Here is a 21,189-nt window from a genome sequence, read left to right on the forward strand (position 1 = left end):
GCAAAACGCTATTCTAGCGCTCAGCCGGGAGGAATCACAGGGGAGATAGATCAGCTCTTTTCGAGTTTGAAGGTCACACGCCGGTTCTTGGCCCGCCCCTCGGCACTCCGGTTACTGGCAACCGGGTAGCGGTCACCATGAAAACGCATGCTGAACAACTCTTCTTCTACACCCCGTTCAACAAGATAGTCGCGCACAGCCAGGGCACGCTGCCGGGCGAGCTCGCGATTGTCGAGCCGGTTGCCTACGTTATCGGAATGACCTTCAAGCACGATACCGTTAATTTCCGGGTCCGCCTGGAGGTATTCCAGGGCTGTATCGAGTAGCTGTTTGGCGCTGGCTGAAAGGTGAGTTCCACCACTGGCGAAGCTGACGACACTGTTGGAAATCTGATCGAAGTTCATGGGTAGCAATCCAGCGCTACACTTCTGAAAGTCAGTCCAGGCCTGCTGATAACCAATACTGGATACAACCACCCTCACAGGCTCGACGGCGTTGGCCCAGGCGGCGCGCTGAATGGTCGGGTGCAAACCGTCTGCCAGGCCGGCCAGCATCTGCCCAGCCTGTTGCTGCGGTACTCGTATAGCGATCTGGTCATCGGATACGGCGGTGTAGCCCAGCAGACGTGCCCGGGCCTGGGGTTGCCACATGGGAGCATCGTTATAGAGTTGTGCCTGACCGGGACGCATGAGGTTATTCCAGGCCTTGAGTTCAAAGGTCGGCCGCTCACCTGCGCGCCTTACGAACACCGCGTCACCATACCCGCTGACGGGCTGAGTTAGGCGACATTCGAATTTGTCACCTTCGACAGACCATTCCACCTCCTCCATACGCGTCTGGAATGTCAGCGCATGGACAGGCAGGGCCACAGTGAGCAGCAATGCAATACAGGCTCGAGCCACAGGTTTCTCCGAAAGATGAACTCTTCTCAATGGGTTACATCGGCGCGGAGGCGGAAAACTTTACCCCGTCAGTGTGTAAAATCCAGGGCGCTTCCGGTAGCATTGAGCCAATTAAACTCTGTGGAATACCCGCTGATGACCGACCGCATCACCCTGATCAGGCCGGACGACTGGCACATACATCTGCGCGATAACGACGTATTGCCCGACACCGTAGCCGACGCTTCACGCGTATTCGCCAGGGCAATAGTGATGCCCAACCTGGTACCGCCGGTACGCGATGGTCAGCAGGCCGACGCCTACAAGGCACGTATCCTGTCTGCCCGCCCCGCGGGCTCTGACTTCACACCGCTCATGGTGCTTTATCTCACTGACCAGACCAGCCCGCAGACTATCCGCGAAGCCTGGACGGCAGGCCAGGCTGTGGCTGCCAAGCTTTACCCAGCGGGGGCGACGACAAATTCCCAGTCAGGCGTTACGTCCCTGAATACTATTTATCCCGCCCTTGAGGCTATGGCAGAAGTAGGAATGCCCCTGCTGGTGCATGGCGAGGTAACCCATGCCGACGTTGACATTTTTGATCGAGAAAAAGTGTTCATCGATCAACAACTGGTGGGCGTGGTCGAGCGCTTCCCGACGCTTAAAGTGGTCTTCGAGCACATAACCACCGCCGACGCGGTCGACTTTGTGCGCAGTGCTCCGGGTCACGTCGCAGCCACCATCACTGCACATCACCTGCAGTACAACCGCAACCACATGCTGGTCGGTGGTATTCGTCCGCACTTTTTCTGTCTGCCTATTCTCAAGCGCCAACGCCATCAGCAGGCGTTGTGTGATGCAGTGGCCTCTGGCTCGAGCAAGTTTTTCCTGGGCACTGATTCTGCACCCCATGCCCGACATGCCAAAGAGGCTGCGTGTGGCTGCGCGGGCTGCTATACCGCTTTTGCGGCCATCGAGATGTATACCGAAACCTTTGATCAACTGGGCATTCTCGACAAGCTCGAGGGCTTTGCCAGCTTTCATGGCCCTGATTTCTACGGTATGCCTCGCAATACCGATCAAATCACCCTGGTGCGTGAGTCCTGGACTGCACCTGAAACCCTGCCCCTGGGTGACCAGGTTATCGTTCCGCTGCGTGCTGGCGAGACCCTGCAATGGCGCGTCGTGTGACTGCCAACAATATTAAGGATCGCTTGTGAGCGAGTTTGAGTTCGACACCGAAGACCAGCAACCCGCCAGTAAAAGCCACAAGACACCCATGGCCTATCGCTTTCGCGGATTTCTGCCAGTAGTGGTAGACGTGGAAACCGGTGGCTTCAACAGCGCCACCGATGCCTTGCTGGAAATTGCGGCGACAGTGATCGAGATGGATGAGGAAGGCATGATTTACCCTGGCGACACGCATTTCTTTCGCGTGGAGCCCTTCGTCGGAGCTAACGTCGAAGCAGCTGCCCTGGAATTTACCGGCATCAAACTGGACCATCCCCTGCGCATGGCGGTAACCGAGGAGCATGCGCTGGTAGAAATATTCAAACATGTACGCAAGGCGGTCAAATCTGCCGGTTGTAATCGTGCGGTGCTGGTGGGACACAATGCGTTCTTTGATCTCGGGTTTCTCAACGCTGCGGTGGAGCGTACGCAGATCAAACGCAACCCCTTCCACCCCTTCTCCTGCTTCGATACCGCCACCCTTGGCGGGCTGGCGTTCGGCCAGACAGTACTGGCAAAGGCCTGTTCAGCAGCCGATATCGAGTTCGATGGGCGTGAAGCCCATTCAGCCCGTTATGACACTGAAAAAACTGCCGAACTGTTCTGTAGCGTCGTTAATCGCTGGCGCGAAATGGGCGGCTGGCCGCTCGACTGATTCACAACTGATTACATCTGGCAGGACCAATAACTTGCTCAGGGTCTCTGCCAGGGCTATTTTCAGATAGATGCGCAACAGTCCGCTACACTTCAATAATCGTTTCCATTCACGCTGTCAGACTGACACAGGGTCTGGCAGTTATGTGATATCGGTACCGTATATACGGCGACCGGCGGTCAAAAAACCAAAAGAAGGAGCCACCCTCTCATGAAGCGTCAATCACTCACCTTATTGTTCTCAGCGGCCCTGGGCCTCGCTGCAGTCACCTCAACCCCTGCGATTGCCCAGGAAAAATTCCTGACCATCGGAACAGGTGGCCAGACAGGCGTTTACTACGTTGTCGGGCAGTCCGTATGTCGTCTGATCAACCGCAACGCCAATGAACATGGCATCCGCTGCAACGCGCCCTCCAGCGGCGGTTCAGTCGCCAACGTCAATGCTATTCGTAACGACGACATTTAAATGGGCGTAGTCCAGTCCGACGTTCAGTACAAGGCCTATGCGGGCGTGCAGAACTTTGCAGACGCCGGCCCGTACGAAGACATGCGCGCCATGTTCGCGCTGCATGGCGAGCCGCTGACGGTTGTAGCTCGAAAAGATGCGAGCATCCAGAACGTCAAGGATCTCAAGGGCAAGCGAGTCAACCTGGGTAACCCCGGCTCCGGACAGCGCGATACGATGGAAGTCGTGATGGAAGCTCTCGACTGGACACGCGACGATTTCGCTCTGGTTTCCGAGCTGGACGCTGCTGAGCAAGCTGCAGCGCTGGGCGATAACAACATCGATGCGATGGTCTATGTTGCCGGTCACCCCAATGGCTCTATCCAGGAAGCAACCACCACGGTCGACTCGGTCATCGTGTCGGTAACAGGTGACGAAATCGACGAGCTGATCGAAGAGCGTCCCTACTATGCCAAGGCCACCATCCCCGGCGGCATCTACCGCGGCAACGAAGAGGACGTCCAGACCTTCGGTGTGCGCGCCACCCTGGTAACCTCGAACCAGGTATCCGACGAAATGGTCTATGAGACAGTCAAGGCCGTATTCGAGAACTTTGATCGCTTCAAGCGTCTGCACCCCGCTTTCGCCACGCTTAAGGAAGAGGAAATGATCAGCGAAGGCCTGTCTATTCCCCTGCATGACGGCGCCGTGCGTTACTACAAGGAACGCGGCTGGATGTAATGATGTAATGGCCGCCGGAGACGAATCCGGTGGCCATGCCTGTTCCCCTTGGAAGAAGTAAAACGAACAGCAAGGACGATCATGAGCGAACAATCAACGAAGCGCGACAATCTCAGCAGCGAGCTCGAAGAACTGGTCGCAACGAGTGACACCGGCGCCCGTAAACCCCAGGGTTTTCCCGGAAAACTCATTGTTTCTGTAGCAGCGGCCTGGTCTCTTTTTCAGCTCTGGATTGCCTCACCGTTGCCATTCATGGTCGGTTTTGGCGTATTCAACAGTACAGAGGCCCGCTCCATCCACCTGGCGTTTGCAGTGTTCCTCGGTTTTTTGTCATTTCCCGCGCTAAAACGCTCACCCCGTGATCGCGTACCTGTACCGGACTGGATTCTGGCCTTTGCTGCCTCTTTCTGTGCGGCCTATATCTATATTTTCTATACCCAGCTTTCTACCAGACCCGGCAACCCAACCACGGTTGACGTGGTCATCGCATTGGTCGGCCTGGTTCTTCTGCTAGAAGCAACCCGCCGCGCCCTGGGCCCACCACTCATGATTGTGGCCCTGATATTCATTGTCTACTCCGTCGGCGGCCCACACATGCCCGGCATACTCGCCCACCGCGGGGTGAGTATTGATGCACTGGCAAACCACCAATGGCTGACCACCCAGGGTGTGTTCGGCATAGCCCTTGGCGTCTCGACAAGCTTTGTATTTCTTTTCGTACTCTTCGGCGCATTGCTCGACAAGGCTGGAGCAGGTAATTATTTCATCAAGGTGGCCTTCTCTCTCCTTGGTCACTACAGGGGTGGGCCTGCCAAGGCAGCTGTGGTCGCCTCGGCCATGACCGGTCTGATTTCCGGCTCATCGATTGCCAACGTCGTTACCACTGGCACCTTCACGATCCCGATGATGAAACGCGTCGGTTTTTCTTCGGAGAAAGCCGGTGCCGTCGAGGTAGCTTCGTCGGTAAACGGTCAGATCATGCCGCCCGTAATGGGTGCTGCGGCCTTTCTGATGGTCGAATACGTCGGCATTTCCTACGTTGAGGTCATCAAGCATGCGTTTCTGCCAGCGCTGATCTCCTATATCGCACTGGTTTATATTGTTCACCTCGAAGCAATGAAGGCCGGCATGCAGGGCCTGGAAAGCAGCAACCCGCCACGGCCACTGGTACGCAAGATGATCGGGTTCCTGACCGGTCTTATTCTGCTCATGGCGCTTTCATTTGCCGTGTATTACGGCCTCGGCTGGCTCAAACCCTTACTGGGTGAAAGCGCTGGCTGGGTAATAGGGGCTGCGCTACTGGCGGTTTACATTGGTCTTTTGAAAGTCGGCGCCCAGTATCCAGAACTGGAACTGGACGACCCAAACTCACCGGTGGTCAAACTGCCGCAGACCCGTCCAACGGTCATGTCCGGCCTGCATTTTATTCTTCCAGTCATCGTCCTGGTCTGGTGCTTGATGGTCGAGCGCCTGTCGCCGGGCCTGTCCGCATTCTGGGCCACCGTGCTGATGATCGTGATCACCCTCACCCAGAGACCACTGATAGCCATGTTCCGGGGTGAGAGCAAGCTGGCCAATGATCTTCGGCATGGGCTTGATGACCTCTGGCAGGGCCTGGTATCGGGTGCCCGCAACATGATCGGTATCGGTATCGCAACGGCGACAGCGGGTATTATTGTCGGCGCCGTTGCTCAGACCGGCGTGGGTCTGGTGCTCGCCGACCTGGTCGAGATCATGTCGATGGGCAACCTGATGCTAATGTTGATGCTCACAGCGGTATTGAGTCTGATTCTGGGCATGGGTCTTCCCACCACGGCCAACTACATTGTGGTGTCCGCCCTATTAGCGCCGGTGATTGTGACCCTCGGCCAGCAGAACGGTCTGATAGTGCCGCTGATCGCGGTTCATCTGTTTGTGTTTTACTTCGGCATCATGGCCGACGTGACACCACCGGTCGGTCTGGCCTCCTTTGCCGCCGCTGCCGTGTCCAACGGTGATCCGATTCGTACCGGGTTCCAGGCGTTCTATTACAGCCTGCGTACCGCCGCCCTGCCCTTCCTGTTCATTTTCAACACCGATCTATTGCTGATAGACGTGGGTCTGTGGAAAGGGTTGTTAGTCTTTGTCGTCGCCACTGTGGCCATGCTTATTTTCGCCGCCGGCACACAGGGATTCATGATCGTGCGCAATCGTTGGTATGAGAATATCCTTCTGCTTCTGGTTGCTTTCACACTCTTTCGTCCCGGGTTCTGGATGGATATCGTCCACGACCCGTATCAGTCGATACCGCCCGCCGAGATAGCTCAGGCGCTCAACCGGGTAGATGAAGGCAGCAATTTGCGAATGCAGATAGAGGGTCTGGATGAGATTGGCAGTCCACGGCAATTTTATCTGCTGGTACCAGTACCCGATGGTGAGACAGGTCAGGAACGTCTTGATGAACTGGGCCTGATGCTGATCCAGGATGGCGACCGCACAATAGTTGACATGGTTACCTACGGCAGCCTCGCTGCGGATCTGGGCTTTGATTTCGACCAGGAAATAACCGAGATTCTTGCGCCGGTCGACCGTATGGCCAAAGAATGGATGTGGATCCCGGGTCTGCTGCTGTTCATGCTGGTCGCCGGATTGCAATGGCGACGTCGGCAACCTGATCAACCGGTCAGTGCCTGAGGAGGCCAATCATGTACAAGAAAATTCTGCTACCCATAGATCTCAATCATGATGGCTCCTGGGCGAAGGCCTTACCCACAGCCTTGCAACTGTGTCGCGATTACGGAGCTTCGCTGCACATCGTAACGGTGATTCCGGATTTTGGTCTGCCGCTGGTGGGTGGATTTTTTCCACGCGAATATACCGAGAAGGCCGAGGAAGCCGTCTCTCAGCGTCTGAAAGAGTTCGTTGTGGAAAAAGTCCCTGAGGAAGTCCAGGTACAGCGCATAGTCACCGACGGCAAAACCTACGAAGCGATTTTACGGGTTGCCAAACAACTCAAGGTGGATCTGATTGTCATGGCCTCGCATAAGCGTAAGCGGGCCGAGGACTATATCCTGGGCACCAACGCAACGCGGGTCGTACAACAGTCCAAGCGCTCAGTCATGGTCGTGCGCTAGGCGCAGCATCATTACCAACGGATATCAAGGCGTCCCGCTTCTGCCAGGGTCTCGCTCCGCAAAAGCGGAGGCTACCCTGACGAACGAAGACCGAGCCATGCACCGCAACAGTGCGCATTGCTATAAACAAGTGCATTCCTGCTTATTCATTGCACCACTAAACTATTGATTTTATTAAAATAATAAGCTGGCATGAGCCATGCATGAGAACTTGTATGCGCGGTTTAGCACCGGCACCCACTACATAGTGCTGCGGCTTATTTGAAGCAGGCGGCAACCCGACCAATCGGGGATCGGACAAAGGCGTCCTACTGCATATAGCGGTGGGATGCCTTTTTTGTTTTGCGCTCCAGAAAGAGGGCAAGTAATGCATAAACTCAAGCTGGTATTGGTAGGCAACGGTATGGCCGGGGTCAGGACCCTGGAAGAGCTGCTCAAGCTCGCACCAGATCTTTACGATATAACCGTGTTCGGTGCCGAGCCTCACCCCAACTACAATCGCATCATGCTTTCCCCGGTTCTGGCCGGAGAGCAAAGCTTCGAGGACATCATCCTCAACGATCTGAACTGGTACCGGGACAACGGTGTAACGCTGCATACCGGCAAGCGCGTAGTAAAGATCGATCGTCGGCATTGCCGAGTGACGGCTGACGACGGTACCGAGGCCGAATATGACCGTCTGCTGCTGGCTACCGGCTCCAACCCGTTCATGCTGCCGGTACCGGGTAACGATCTTGAGGGTGTGATCGGCTACCGTGATATTGCGGACACCGAGTTAATGATGGAAACCGCCAGGACTCATGCTCAGGCGGTCGTCATCGGTGGGGGCCTGCTCGGGCTTGAGGCAGCCAACGGCCTGAAGATGCGCGGCATGGACGTGACCGTAGTGCATATCGGCAAGGGTCTACTCGATCGCCAGCTTGATTGCCACGCAGCGAAGTTACTGCAGAACAGCCTGGAGCAGCGCGACATCCGGTTTCTGTTGCAGCAGCAAACCAGAGAGTTGGTCGATGACGGCAACGGCCGTGTCGTCGCGGTGCGATTCAAGGATGGTAGCGAGGTACCCGCCGATCTGGTGGTGATGGCCGCCGGTGTGCGACCCCGTACGGAGCTGGCCGAAAGCGCGGGGCTGGCCTGCGACCGCGGCATTCTGGTCAGCGACACACTGCAGACATACGATCCAAAGATCTATGCCATTGGAGAATGTGCCAACCATCGGGGCATAGCCTATGGCCTGGTCGCTCCACTGTTCGAGCAGGCCAAGGTATGCGCCAACCATCTGGCGATGCTCGGCTACGGCCGTTACCAGGGGTCGGTGACGTCTACCAAGCTCAAGGTCACCGGGATCGACCTCTTCTCCATAGGGGATTTCAAGGGTGATGAGGACAGCGAAATCCTGACTCTTTCTGATCCCCTGGCGGGCGTCTACAAGAAACTGGTCATCCGCGATGACGCACTGGTAGGGGCCTGCCTGTATGGCGACACCAGTGACGGCCCTTGGTATTTCCGTCTGGTTGCCGATGGACAGAACATCAGTTCTATCCGCGATTATCTGATGTTCGGCCAAGGGGTCTGCCCCACTCTCTCAGCTACCGGCAATGGGATAACCGACTCCGTAGGGGAAGCTGCCTGATGCTGCATACCACGGCCTCTACCTGCTGCTACTGCGGCGTCGGCTGCGGCGTGCTGATCGAGCATGACGACCAGACCATTCATGGCGTCACCGGCGATCCAGCACACCCTGCAAACTTCGGGCGACTCTGCAGCAAGGGATCCACCCTGCACAGGACCGGTGATCAGGCCGCCCGTGCCCTCTATCCGGAACTACGCCTGGGCAAGGGCATGGCGCGCAACCGCACTGACTGGGAAACGGCAATGCAACACGCAGCCCAGATATTCGGTCAGACGATCGCCGAACATGGCCCCGACAGCGTCGCATTCTACATTTCCGGTCAATTGCTAACCGAGGACTATTACGCTTTCAACAAGCTGGCCAGAGCATTGATTGGCACCAACAACATCGACAGCAATTCGCGCCTGTGCATGTCCAGCGCAGTAGTCGGATACAAGCGAAGTCTGGGTGCCGATGCACCGCCCTGCTCCTATGAGGATATCGAACAGAGCGACTGCGTGCTGATCATCGGCAGCAATATGGCTTTTGCCCACCCGGTATTGTTCCGTCGATTGGAACAGGCGAAGGCCGATAATCCTGACAAACAGATTATCGTTGTTGATCCGCGGCGCACCGACACTTGCGAGATCGCCGATATCCATCTCGCACTCCAACCCGGCACGGACGTCGCGCTCTTGCATGGCATCCTGCACTTGCTGCTACGGGAAGACTGTATAGACGCGGCTTTCATTGAAGCGCATACCTCCGGCTTTGAGGTTCTGCAGACGCTGGTGACGGATTACACACCGGAACACGTCTCCGCCGTTTGCGGTATCGATCAGACCGACCTGCACAGGGTCGCCAGTATGATTGGCAACGCGGCCAGTTTTCTGTCCCTCTGGTGCATGGGCATGAACCAGTCCAGTGCCGGTAGCGCAAAGAATAGTGCGCTGATCAACCTGCACCTGGCCACTGGGCAAATAGGCAAGCCTGGGAGCGGCCCGTTTTCACTGACCGGTCAGCCCAATGCAATGGGCGGGCGCGAAACCGGCAGCCTCTCCAATCTACTGCCAGGCCACCGCGATGCGGCAAACGCTGAACATCGTGAAGAAGTTGCAAGCTACTGGGGTGTCGATGCACTGCCGGAGGCGGCTGGTCTCAGTGCAATCGAGCTGTTCGAAGCGGTGCGTACGGGCAAGGTCAAGGCACTGTGGATTGCCTGCACAAATCCAGCGCAATCGATGCCGGATCAGAATCTGGTTCGCCAGGCACTGGCGGCCTGCCCGTTTGTGGTCGTGCAGGAGGCCTTTGCTACCACCGAGACCTGCCAGTTCGCCGACCTGCTGCTACCCGCCGCCAGCTGGGGCGAAAAAACCGGTAGCGTAACCAATTCCGAGCGTCGCATCAGCCGCGTGAATTCTGCCATCCCGGCGCCAGGAGAGGCCCGAGCGGACTGGGCCATAGTCTGCGACCTGGCCAAAAGACTGGAAAAGCAGCTACGGCCAGGAGAGCCAAGCCTGTTTGAATTCGCCGAGCCCCAGGGGCTGTTCGATGAATTCCGCGGCCTGACCCGCGGTCGCGATCTGGATTACAGCGGGCTGAGCTATGACCTGCTCAATAAACTGGGACCCCAGCAGTGGCCCTTCGCCAAAGATGCACAACAGGGCACGACGCGGCTGTATGCCGATGGGCGCTTCCCTACCAGTGACGGCCAAGCCCGTTTTATTGCCGAGCACTGTCTGCCCACCAGAGAGCAGCAAGACGCTGATTTTCCGCTGACCCTGAACACCGGCCGTCTGCGCGACCAATGGCATGGCATGAGCCGCACGGGCACCGCGGCTCAACTGTTTGGCCATGTAGAAATGGCGCAAATCGGTATTGCCCCAGCAGAGTTGAAGCGTAACCAGTTGATCAATGGTCAGTTGGTGCGGGTCACAAGTCGCAGGGGCGAATTGGTTCTACCCGTGGTTGCTGACGACCAGCTATCCCCTGGACAAGCCTATATCCCGATGCACTGGGGTGATCGCTTTTTGCGTGGCGGTGGCGTAAACGTGCTTACCCAGCCTGCTTACGACCCCCTGTCCAGACAACCTGAGCTGAAGCAGGCTGCCATCAAAATCGAACCTGTTTGCCTGCCTTGGGAAATGTTCATTCTGGTCGAAGGTGATGTGCAGAACCGCTTCAATGCCCTGCGCATCCTGTGCGAGGACCTTGGCTACGCCAGCTTCAGCCTGACCGGCCGCGAACGGCCAGCGCTGATCATACGCGCAGCCCACGACCAGCCCCGTGACATCAGTTGGCTGAACCAACTGGACAATTTGTTGGGACTCGATGAAGAAACGGTGTCGCGCTACGACGACACTGCCACGGGCGTAAGCAAACGTATCAGGATCGAAGGTAACAAGATCACGGCTGTGCGCCTGTGTGGTGAGACAAAGGCCCGAGACTGGCTGCGCAACCTCTGGCAAGCCGGCGACATACCGGAAGATCAACGCCGCTGGTTACTTGCACCACTGAGCGCCCCGCCGGGAGGTGCTGCTGGCAGGGTCGAGAAAATACTCTGCAATTGCATGAACGTCAGTCAGAGCCAGATACAGGCGGGAATCGACAGCGGCATGGACCTGGACGGTCTCAAGGCAGCGCTAGGCTGCGGAACACAGTGCGGCTCCTGCCTTCCGGAAGTCCGGCGACTATTAATCAGTATCGGCGAGCCAGCATGAGCCGGGAAACGCTATCCAAACAGCCTGTTCTCCGAGGAGATACCAGCATGAACGCCCCACAACCAAGCGATTCCGTTCTCATCCACCTGGTTGGTGCCGGCCCCGGCGATCCGGAATTGCTGACATTGAAGGCGGCGCGTGTACTCTCGCAGGCTGAAGTAGTGATGGTCGATGATCTGGTCAATCCAGCCATACTTGAGCACTGCAGTAAGGCCAGGATCATTCGTGTGGGTAAACGTGGTGGCTGCCGCTCCACTCCCCAGGAGTTCATAAACAGACTGATGCTGCGTTATGCCCGGCAGGGCAAGCGACTGGTGCGACTCAAAGGTGGCGACCCGTGCATATTCGGCCGCGCTGGAGAAGAAGCACAATGGCTGGCAGCCCGCGGAATAGCATCAGAAACAGTTAACGGAATTACCGCCGGACTGGCCGGGGCTACTCAGTGCGGTATTCCCTTGACCCTGAGGGGAATGAGTCGCGGCGTTACCCTGGTCACCGCGCATACACTTGACGACACTGACCTCAACTGGCGGGGGCTCGCCCAGGGGGGGACCACATTGGTGATCTACATGGGCGTCGCTCGACTGCATCAGATTCAGCAGGGCTTGCTCGACGGCGGCATGCCCGCCACTACTCCAGTCGCGATGATCGAACAGGCAAGTCTGCCTGACCAGCGCCAGCATGTCTGTAACCTGAATAAGCTCTGCGTGCAGGCTCAGGCTTTCAGTCTGAAGAGCCCGGCAGTACTGGTGATTGGCGAGGTAGTTGCATCATCCTCACTACTGGCTGGACAGCAGTCGGTTGAACCTGTCATGGCTTTGGAACCGATGCTCATGGGTGCCGTCAGCGGATGAATAAAGACAAATTGATGTTGAGGCAGGGCGAAGTCTAAAGTCGACCTGCTGGCCGATTTTCCCACTGATCGATCCACTCCATCAGGTCGGCAAATGGCATCGGCCTGGCAAATAGATAACCCTGAATCTCATCGCAGTCATGCTGGACAAGGAAGTCCAGCTGCTTATCTGTCTCAACACCCTCGGCAATCACGCTAAGCTGAAGGTTATGCGCAAGACTGATAATCGACTGTACGATAGCCGCGTCTCGCCCATCATCGTTGACGTCATCGATAAAGGCCTTGTCGATCTTCACCTTGTCTATTGGCAGGCGCTTGAGGTAGTTGAGGCTGGAAAAACCAGTACCAAAATCATCAATCGCTATCATGATGCCCTTGTTCTTGAGCTCCTGCAGCGTTTCAATCGCCTCCTCAATGTTGTTCAACAGCAGCCCCTCTGTGACCTCCAGTTCCAGACACTGGGGATCAAGTCCGCTGTCATCAAGCATGCGTTGAACGAACGCAACAAAGCTACTGCGCTGAAAGTGCAGCGGCGACACGTTGATGGCGACGGCCGCGCCCGGCGCCAATTTCTTGCACAGCAGCACGGCGTCCTGACATGCACGTTTGAATACCCACTCGCTGAGCGGGACGATTTGCCCCGTCGCCTCGGCCATCGGTATGAATATGCTGGGCGCAATCATGCCCCGCTCGGGATGATTCCAGCGCAGCAGCGCCTCCGCACCGCACAAGTGGCCATCTTTTACCGCGACCTGCGGTTGGTAATGCAGCTCGAACTGACCCAGCTCGATCGCCTGCTGCAGATCCCCCCGCAGAACAAGGCGTTCGTGCACCCGTTGGGTCAGATCGTCGGTATACCACTGGTAATCATTGCGGCCCTGTTGCTTGGCCTTGTACATGGCCAGATCTGCCTGCTGTATCAACTGCAGGGGGTCATCAATGACACTCTCACCAGAAAGCGTAATGCCAATGCTGCAGGTAAGCTGCAGGGGCACCCCATCGACATCAAAAGGCCTGGCGATCTGATCCATGATCCGGTCAACAACAATGATCACATCTTCAGCATGGGCAAGGTCGGGCAGCAACACGATAAATTCGTCGCCACCCATTCTTGCTACGGTATCGCCAGGACGTATGGCGGATTCAAGGCGACGAGCTACCTGTATCAGTACCTGATCGCCAGTGGTATGACCAAGGGAATCATTGATCGGTTTAAAGCTGTCCAGATCAACGAAAAGCACCGCCATCTTGCGTTTATAGCGCTGAACAATTTCGCCACTCTGACGCAGGCGATCCTCAAGGATCTGTCGGCTGACCAGGCCGGTCAGCCGATCATGACTCGCGCTATGGGCAAGCTCCTGCTCGTAGTTCTTTTGCTCGGTCAGATCATTCTGCACACCAATAAAGTGCGTTACCACACCCTCTTCGTTCGGCACTGGTGCAACATAGAGTTCGTTCCAGAACATGCTCCCATCTTTACGATAATTGCGCAGCACCACCTGCACATCCCGCAGTCCAGCGATAGCCTCTCGCAAATCGTTGAGGGCTGGCTGATGCTGATCATCCCCCTGCAGGAAGCGACAATTGCGTCCGATTACCTCCTGGTTCGGGTAGCCGGTGAGAGCACAGAAGGCGGCATTGGCATAAATTATGGGCATGTCCGCCTGCATCGCATCCACAATCACGACGCCGTCTATGCTGACCTCCAGACCCCGCTTGAGCAGACGTAATTGCTCATCCTGACGTTTACGACGGCTGATATCGCGCAGCGATATCAATTCCATCGCCTGTCCATCCCACTCGGTAGGCGAACGCTGAACTTCCAGTTCCGTACGCTCGCCAGGAGCCAGCATCAGATGGGTTTCATATCGGACCGGGCCTCCAAAGGGCAAAACAATCGGTGATTGCTCGGGACGTCCGTGAAACAGTACCTCGGCTGACTTATTGGCGTAATGCACGCTCCCACTGTCGTCAACTACCAGCAGTGCATCCCGTGAGTCTTCCAGTAACTGATGAAAAGCCTGCTGCTTTTGCTCCAGTGCGGCTTCGGCCAGAAATTTGCCTGAAATATCCAGCGCCAGTGCCAAGTAGGCGGGGCGACCCATGTACTCGAAGGGGTGCGCGTGGACATCCGCATGCAGCACCGAGCCATCCTTGCGCTGATAACTCCAGACGCCCATACGACCGGACATCTGACCATCGCGCAACTGCGGGTATGACTCAAGAAAACGCTTCTTTTCATCCTCGGGTCGAATATCCAGGGTCGACATACCGATGAGCTCGTCACGGCTATACCCGAGTAGCTTGACGGTTGCATCGTTGACCGCGAGAAAACGGGTGTCATCCCGACCAAATACCCACATGGGCTCAGGGTTGGATTCGAACAGCAGGCGATAGCGCGCTTCACTGTCGACCAGCCTGTTGTTGATTTGCGCCCTGTCGCGTGCATAACGAATACTGCGCGCCAACATCAGGCCGCTGAACTCTCCCTTGACCAGATAGTCCGACGCCCCGAGCTCGATTGCCCGGGCGTCCAGCTCGCTGTCGGCCAGGCCGGTAAGCAATATCATCGGGGCCTGAACCGCCCGGGCGCGCAGCTCACTGATCAACGCCAGGCTCGAGTCCGCCCCGAGGCGGTAATCCACAAGCAAAACATCATGATCGCATGACAGAGCACGGGCCAAACCCTTGTCGAAACTCGACACCCACTCCACCTGAAAATGCTGTTCGGGAACGTCGGCCAGAAGCTCTCGCAGGATGAGAAAATCGTCCTCGTCATCCTCGATCAACAATAGCCTGAGAGTCTCGTTACCGATCATTAAGCCTCCCTGATCCAGGGAGATGGCGGCAGGGTGACCAGCTCCAACCAGTAGTCACCTAGCGTCACGACCAGCCTTTTGAGGTCACTGAAACTTGTCGGCTTGGTAACAAAGGAGTTAGCACCGCAATCGTAACTGCTTTTGACGTCCTCGCAGGCTGAAGACGTAGTCAACACTATCACTGGTATGCATCGCAAAGTCGCATGTTGCTTGATCGCTCGTAGGGCCTCACGGCCATCCATGCGCGGCATATTAAGATCCAGCAGAATCATATCCGGCATTGGACAGCGCTCGGCATCCTCATAGGGAGCGCTCCGCATAAGATATGCCATCAACTGTTCGCCATCGTGCACAAAGCTCAGAGGGCTCTGGGGCCGCACTTCGGCAAAAGCCTCGCGCATCAACAGACAGTCATCCTCATCGTCATCAACGACAAGTATGTGCTGTGGCTTCTGTATCGTGCGTTCAATGCTCATGCTATTGGCTCACCCCATAGCTCGTTAATCTTTCAGTGTAGCCCTTATCGTGAGCTGGTTCGATAATGACCGGGAGAAGAGATCGAAGATTGAAACTCATGATACCTCTGTATCCGTTGGACCAGGGTCGCTCCCACCCCGCATGACATTCGGCATGAAACTGACCCTGAAAATACTGCCCGATCCAGGCTCGCTGCGCGCGGTGACCTCCGCCTGGTGGCGCTCGGCAATCTTGCGCACGATCGCCAATCCAATCCCGGTACCACTGAACTGCTGGCGTTCGTGCAGACGTTGAAAGGGGTTGAAGATACGGTCCAGATACTTCTCGTCAAAGCCGATACCGTTATCAGCCACACAGAGTGTCCAGCGTCCATCAGCTTCACTTTCGCCGTATATCCTGATAACTGGCGATTGATCCTCTTGGTGAAACTTCAGTGCATTGCTGATCAGATTTTGTAGCAGCTGTCCCAGCTGCCGCGCGTCTCCCAACAAATCAGTCAGTGGTTGACGTTCGATGAGACCACCAGCAATCTCAATTGTTGCTTCAAGATCAAAGAGAACACCATCCAGAATCCGGTCCAGCGAAACCGGCTTCAATTCACCACCCCGACTGGTCACCCGTGAATAGCTCAGCAGGTCCTGGATCAGGCGTTGCATACGGCCAGATGCCTGGCGCATGCGCTGCAGATAATCGCGACCGGTTTCATCCAGTTGATCAGAGCGTTTCTCCAGTCGCTCGCCAAAGGCTTGCACCTTGCGCAGTGGCTCCTGCAAGTCATGGGAGGCAATGAAAGCGAAATCCTGGAGCTCCCGATTACTGCGTTCCAGCTCATCCAGGGTAGCGCGCAGGCGCTCTTCACCCTGCTTGCGCTCACTGATGTCACGGAAGAATATCGATAGCCCGTTTTCATAGGGGTATGCACTGATTTCAAACCAGCGCTGCAAACTGTGGTAATAAGTCTCAAAATGCTGGCTTTGTCCGGAGGCTACCGCCTGGTGATACCGCGCGTAGATATCCGAGCTGCGAGCTTCGGGGAACATCATCCACAGCTCCCCTCCAATAAGCTCCTCAGCGCTGCGCTCCAGAACAGCTTCGGCACGTGAGTTGATGTAGGTAAAACGCCAGTCGGCATCCACTGAATAGAAAGCGTCGGTGATACTGTCGAGGGTATTGCGTAGCCGGGTTGCCAATCGCTGCAGATCGTTCTCGGCTTGAACCGAATCGCTGATGTCCTGGAGCGCACCCTGGATATGCGTAATCTGACCATCGCTTCCACGCAGCGCCTTACCCATAACACGCACCCAGATCCGCTCACCCGAGGAGTCTAATGCTTCACCACGAAGCTCGTAGGGAACGCCTTGCTTGATACACTTTTTGAGCCTCGCACGCAGGACCCTGTGGTACTCAGGGGCGTAGAGGTCAACTACTCGGTCCATATCGATAGTACTACCGACAGGTAGCTTATGAATCGCGCAGACCTCATCTGACAATGCGGCCTTGTTGGTCTGCAAATCAATGATCCAACCACCGATTCTGGCGATGCTACCGACGATCTCGAACATCGCACGATGCTGCTCGAACAACTTGTCCATGGCCCGCTGTTCGGTCACGTCTCGGGCCACCACATAAACAATCCGATCATCGCCCAGGGCCGCATTCAGCTCCAGGGTCATGATCGCACCAGAAGCCTTGCGCACCCGCAAATCCAGATTGGCTACACTTTCTGCCCGCGCCAGGCCATTCATGGCCGATTCCGCTTTAGAACGGTCAGCGGGAACCAGGATATCTATGTAAGGCTGATTCACGAGTTCACCCGGCAGATAACCGAGTGCGTTGAGCATGGCGGGATTAAGCTGTACGAAAAGGCCCTTGAGACTGATCATGCAGAACATGTCCAGCGAAAGGCTGAAGAACTGGTTGCGCTCCGCCAACGCTTGACCGGCCTTGAGTTCAGCGGTGCGATCGCGCAGGGTAATCACCCAGCCGCCGCCGTCCTCTTTCCCACGCAGCGGTACCGCCCGGTAAGCAATATGTCGGATTATCTGTTCTTCTTTCCGTTCGAATTCGCCAGCTATCCCCTGATCCGGTTTGCCCTGCCAGCGAACAGGATTCAGAGGGACCCAGTCAGACAGAAGAACCGGCTTACCGCCAGCCTGCATGCCTAGCAAAGCTTCGGCCGCGGGATTGATAAAACCCACAATTCCCTTTGCGTCGATCGCGATCAGACCTTCCTGCAGGCTATTGGTGACAGCCTGAGTAAAGGCTAACTGCCTCTCCATATCGCGCCTGGCAGCCTTGATTGCAAACAGATCCTTGGCCACCCCAAATACTCCGACTACTTCACCATCAACCACAACGGGCAACGTGGAGACGTCCAGCTCAAGCGATACTCCGCTATCACTTCGCAAACGAGTCTCGTAACGTAATGGCTCGCCTGCGAGACTTCGCTCAAGATATTTTAGTGCGGTAGATAACTCTCCCGGCTCGACCAAAGCGCTGAAATGGCTACCAAGTAATTGCTCCGAGTTCATACCCATCAAAGCAAATCCTGCCTCGTTCATACTGGTAAAGACACCATTACGATCGACGGAAAAAACCGTATCCGGATTCTGGGAAAAGAGTGAGCGATAACGCTGCTCGCTAGCCATCAATTGAGATCGGTCCTGCTCCCGTTCAAGGGCCAATGCCGCCAACTGGGTACAGACAAGCATGACCTGTGGATCCAGATCCGGAAGACCAACCTGGGTGCTGTATAGCGAGAGTGTCCCCAGCACAGCGTCATTCTGACTCATCATTGGCATGCACCAACAAGAGCGCAATCCAGCATCAAGGGCAACCTCGCGATAATCAGCCCAAAGCTCGGATTTGGCGACGTCGTCCACCCGAGTGGTTTCCCCTCTACAGGCAGCAGTTGCGCAGGCACAGGACCCCTCCGCAACGGCGATCCCGTTGACAATGATCCTGTATTCCTCGGGCAGACTCGGCGCGCTCAACACTGCCAGTGTGGCTGTATCCTGGCAGACCATGGATACAGAGGCCCGGCAGTCAGGCAAGCGCCGCTCGACCATCGCGCATACGGCATCCAGAATCTGCGTCAACGGCTGCAATCCCGAGATCATGCTCAACACGTCTTTCTGATCCTGGGCGAATCGTTCTCTAACCACGAACTCGCTGATGTCGCGTCCAACGCAGAAAAGACTCCTGGATTCTGCATCCCAGGCTGCGGACCACATCATATCTACCTGATGACCATCCCTATGCCAGAAGCGATTGCGTGAGTCGTGCAGTATTCCAACCTGATCCATCCTGCTGATCATCTTGGCGGTTCTGGCATCGTCTTCTGAAACGATAAACTCCGTCACGGGCCGGCTCTGCATTTCCTCTGACTGGTAACCCAGAATGCTGGCCGCCGACTGACTCACGCGCATGAAGCGACCATGCTCATCGAGGACGCAGAGCAAATCCAGCGAGTGACGCATCATCTGCTCATTGAACGCATGCAACTCTGCCTGTCGCTGCATATTGCTGCGTAGAGTACCAGTCAGCCGTCGAAGCAGATGCGTTCTGTGCATGGCCAGGCTGGTCATGCGTTGGGTGAGCATCAACAACATACCGACCAGTAACAGGAAAACAAACTCACTCGTGGCCAGGCCGTCACTGACCCCGGAGCTTGATGTTCGATTGATCAGGGTCTGCAACCGCCATTGCTCACCATGGGCTAAAGCTAGCGCGCGCTCGTCCATCAGCAAGTAGGAGTCGGTCCCCGCCAAATCAAGTATTTCCTGACCGGCGCGCTCTATTCGCAAAGCAAAGTGGCTCGCTTGAGTTGCCAGGGCACCATCAAGCAACCCACGCAAGTCAACGCCGGCAGTCAATACCAAAGGACCGCCCGCCAGGCGCAGGGGCATGGCAAAGAGTCCATGCTCATCTACGCTACCGCCAAGAAAAGCCCTATCGTGCTCAAGTGAACCCCTGTGCTGATGCCATAGCCTGCCAGGCTTCACATTGGCAAGCAGACGTCCCAGCGTTGGAGCACTGGACTCTGTCTGCTTGCTGACCAGAACCGGTCGTAGTCGCTGATCCAGTACCGCGATGAACTGTAAATCTCGATGGTCTCGCAAGTAACTGGCTGACTCTTTCAGCCAGACGTCCCCTTCAGGCAGCTCCCCACGTATCTCCCATCGCTCGCCAATTCGCTGCAACAAACGCGTACGTGCCTCAAGACTGCGATACAGATGCTGTTCAGCCGCATCCAGAAGTAGCCCGCTGCTGACTTGCAGATGTCTGAAATTGTTCTGGGAGGACAAGTACCAGGTGACCCCCGCAGTGAGCGCGCTAGCCAAACCCAGGACCATCCCGATTCGTGACAGGGACAGGGACGTATCTCTGGGCAGGAAGCTGTGGGCCAAAACGCCCAGGCCAATCAGGGCCGCCATCAGAGCAGCCGTCAGGTTGGTGGAAAACTTGAAGCCGATCAGCAGCGTTCCCGCCGTCACGCCGAGCATCATCAAGACCTGAAGCAGACACACCAGCAACAGGATACCGGCGACAAACCGGGAGACTATGCGACCTGGTCGACCTCGCAAAAGCAGGGCCAACGCAGACAGGAGCATGACCGTGGCCAGTCCGTCACGCATCCGCAGAAAACCGGTAACCAGGGAAGTACCCTCGCCATCGCCTCCGGCCAACCAGGAATGCAGGAGGCTGTAAACGCACAATGCGACTACGCCCAGCGCTGGCAACACATGTAGTCGGGCAGTGCGTCCCAGGCGGCCGAGGAACATGCTACCGATGAGCATAGCCAGAAGAGCACTGTCCGGCAGCAGCTTGACGCTGGCCAGGGTGGGATCGGACTGGGATAAAAAGTCGACGCCCGCAAAAAGACCCAGCACAACCAGACCGCAGCCCAGCATGAAGAGGTAGGTCTGGAGCAGAATGATGCGGGTGATCACAGTTTGTTCCCGACCAGGGAGCCAGGAGCGGTCTCTGTTTGCCACCCCAGAGAAAACATTACAGAAGCGGACGATGTTCTCATTATTGGACTCCGCCTTGGCACAGCAGGGTATTCGGTAGAACACGCGATGGAGCGCTATTTATGACGCCATGTTTCCGTCAATGTACCAAAATGCTATCAGATCACGCCATCACTGATTTAGAGCCTTCATCCGAAATTTGATCTGGACGGTACTATTGCTCCGCGCCCCTGCCACGATCAGCGACCAGCCTTGAACGCCTCGAGCATGCTCCCCATGGCGGCATGAATCGCACTGACCGCTTTAAGAGGACGGACCATGACCTTGAAATCGATTATCTGACCAGCCTCATTCCACTCGATCATATCCACCCCATTGATTGTCACCCCATCAATTTCGGTCTGGAATTCCAATACTGCATGGTTGCCCTGTTCCACCTCTCGCAGGTAGGTAAAGTGCCCTGGTTCATTCAGGACCTTCATCGCGGCCATCAGATACAACCGAGTGATTTTCTTGCCGGTCTGTGGGGTATGAACCACCGGAGAGTGAAACACCACATCATCAGCAAGCAGCGTATCCAGTCCCGCAGCATTCTGAGTGCGCACGATTTCGTGCCATTGTTCTATCACTGTGCCCATGCTCTTCTCCTTTTTGTTAAGTGCACCGCCGGC

The 21,189-nt window shown here is 56.3% G+C and carries 11 protein-coding genes and 2 pseudogenes; 8 read left to right on the plus strand and 5 right to left on the minus strand.

Features of this window, described 5'->3' with window-relative positions; all coding sequences use genetic code 11:
* Positions 1-50: 50 nt before the first annotated feature.
* Positions 51-902, minus strand: a complete 852-nt coding sequence (locus tag AAC076_RS14665; RefSeq protein WP_339847042.1) for an OmpA family protein — start codon at positions 900-902, stop codon at positions 51-53.
* Between the two features lie 135 nt (positions 903-1,037).
* Here AAC076_RS14665 and pyrC point away from each other — a divergent pair, with 135 nt between their 5' ends.
* The 8 genes and pseudogenes from pyrC (at position 1,038) to cobA (ending at position 12,250) form a co-directional block, all read left to right on the plus strand.
* Positions 1,038-2,072, plus strand: coding sequence for a dihydroorotase (pyrC, locus tag AAC076_RS14670; protein WP_339847043.1), 1,035 nt, complete (start codon positions 1,038-1,040; stop codon positions 2,070-2,072).
* 25 nt (positions 2,073-2,097) lie between these two features.
* Positions 2,098-2,766, plus strand: a complete 669-nt coding sequence (rnt, locus tag AAC076_RS14675; RefSeq protein ID WP_339847045.1) for a ribonuclease T — start codon at positions 2,098-2,100, stop codon at positions 2,764-2,766.
* A 210-nt stretch (positions 2,767-2,976) separates the two neighbouring features.
* A pseudogene (locus tag AAC076_RS14680) lies at positions 2,977-3,951 on the plus strand (TAXI family TRAP transporter solute-binding subunit).
* A gap of 81 nt (positions 3,952-4,032) precedes the next feature.
* Positions 4,033-6,624 (plus strand): TRAP transporter permease, encoded by a 2,592-nt coding sequence (locus AAC076_RS14685; RefSeq protein WP_339847047.1) that lies wholly within the window; start codon positions 4,033-4,035, stop codon positions 6,622-6,624.
* Between the two features lie 11 nt (positions 6,625-6,635).
* Positions 6,636-7,064 carry a universal stress protein gene (locus AAC076_RS14690; RefSeq protein ID WP_339847048.1) on the plus strand — a complete coding sequence of 143 codons (429 nt, stop codon included), beginning with the start codon at positions 6,636-6,638 and terminating at the stop codon, positions 7,062-7,064.
* Between the two features lie 367 nt (positions 7,065-7,431).
* Positions 7,432-8,631: pseudogene (locus AAC076_RS14695) on the plus strand (FAD-dependent oxidoreductase); the annotation flags it as partial.
* Positions 8,632-8,696: 65 nt separating this feature from the next.
* A complete protein-coding gene (locus AAC076_RS14700; RefSeq protein WP_339847050.1) occupies positions 8,697-11,396 on the plus strand; it encodes a molybdopterin-dependent oxidoreductase in 2,700 nt (899 codons plus the stop codon).
* A gap of 47 nt (positions 11,397-11,443) precedes the next feature.
* Entirely contained in the window at positions 11,444-12,250 is an 807-nt protein-coding gene (gene cobA, locus AAC076_RS14705) for a uroporphyrinogen-III C-methyltransferase (protein WP_339847053.1), read from the plus strand.
* A 34-nt stretch (positions 12,251-12,284) separates the two neighbouring features.
* Here the strand turns inward: cobA and AAC076_RS14710 are convergent, their stop codons facing one another.
* The 4 genes from AAC076_RS14710 to AAC076_RS14725 form a co-directional block, all read right to left on the minus strand.
* Entirely contained in the window at positions 12,285-15,068 is a 2,784-nt protein-coding gene (locus tag AAC076_RS14710; RefSeq protein WP_339847056.1) for an EAL domain-containing protein, read from the minus strand.
* Positions 15,068-15,544 carry a response regulator gene (locus AAC076_RS14715; RefSeq protein WP_339847059.1) on the minus strand — a complete coding sequence of 159 codons (477 nt, stop codon included), beginning with the start codon at positions 15,542-15,544 and terminating at the stop codon, positions 15,068-15,070. The genes AAC076_RS14710 and AAC076_RS14715 overlap by 1 nt, the downstream gene beginning before the upstream one ends.
* Positions 15,545-15,640: 96 nt before the next feature.
* Positions 15,641-20,497 (minus strand): PAS domain S-box protein, encoded by a 4,857-nt coding sequence (locus AAC076_RS14720; protein ID WP_339847061.1) that lies wholly within the window; start codon positions 20,495-20,497, stop codon positions 15,641-15,643.
* A gap of 260 nt (positions 20,498-20,757) precedes the next feature.
* Entirely contained in the window at positions 20,758-21,156 is a 399-nt protein-coding gene (locus tag AAC076_RS14725; protein ID WP_339847062.1) for a nuclear transport factor 2 family protein, read from the minus strand.
* Positions 21,157-21,189: the final 33 nt, after the last annotated feature.

Origin of the sequence: uncultured Halopseudomonas sp. (assembly GCF_963977355.1) — a bacterium.
Classification (GTDB): Bacteria; Pseudomonadota; Gammaproteobacteria; order Pseudomonadales; family Pseudomonadaceae; genus Halopseudomonas.

Excerpts from the sequence above, each read along its gene's own strand:
- cobA (WP_339847053.1), top strand. The coding sequence starts at position 11,444 with ATGAACGCCCCACAACCAAGCGATTCCGTTCTCATCCACCTGGTTGGT.
- AAC076_RS14690 (WP_339847048.1), top strand. The coding sequence starts at position 6,636 with ATGTACAAGAAAATTCTGCTACCCATAGATCTCAATCATGATGGCTCC.
- AAC076_RS14685 (WP_339847047.1), top strand. The coding sequence starts at position 4,033 with ATGAGCGAACAATCAACGAAGCGCGACAATCTCAGCAGCGAGCTCGAA.
- AAC076_RS14700 (WP_339847050.1), top strand. The coding sequence starts at position 8,697 with ATGCTGCATACCACGGCCTCTACCTGCTGCTACTGCGGCGTCGGCTGC.
- AAC076_RS14710 (WP_339847056.1), bottom strand. The coding sequence starts at position 15,068 with ATGATCGGTAACGAGACTCTCAGGCTATTGTTGATCGAGGATGACGAG.
- AAC076_RS14715 (WP_339847059.1), bottom strand. The coding sequence starts at position 15,544 with ATGAGCATTGAACGCACGATACAGAAGCCACAGCACATACTTGTCGTT.
- pyrC (WP_339847043.1), top strand. The coding sequence starts at position 1,038 with ATGACCGACCGCATCACCCTGATCAGGCCGGACGACTGGCACATACAT.
- AAC076_RS14725 (WP_339847062.1), bottom strand. The coding sequence starts at position 21,156 with ATGGGCACAGTGATAGAACAATGGCACGAAATCGTGCGCACTCAGAAT.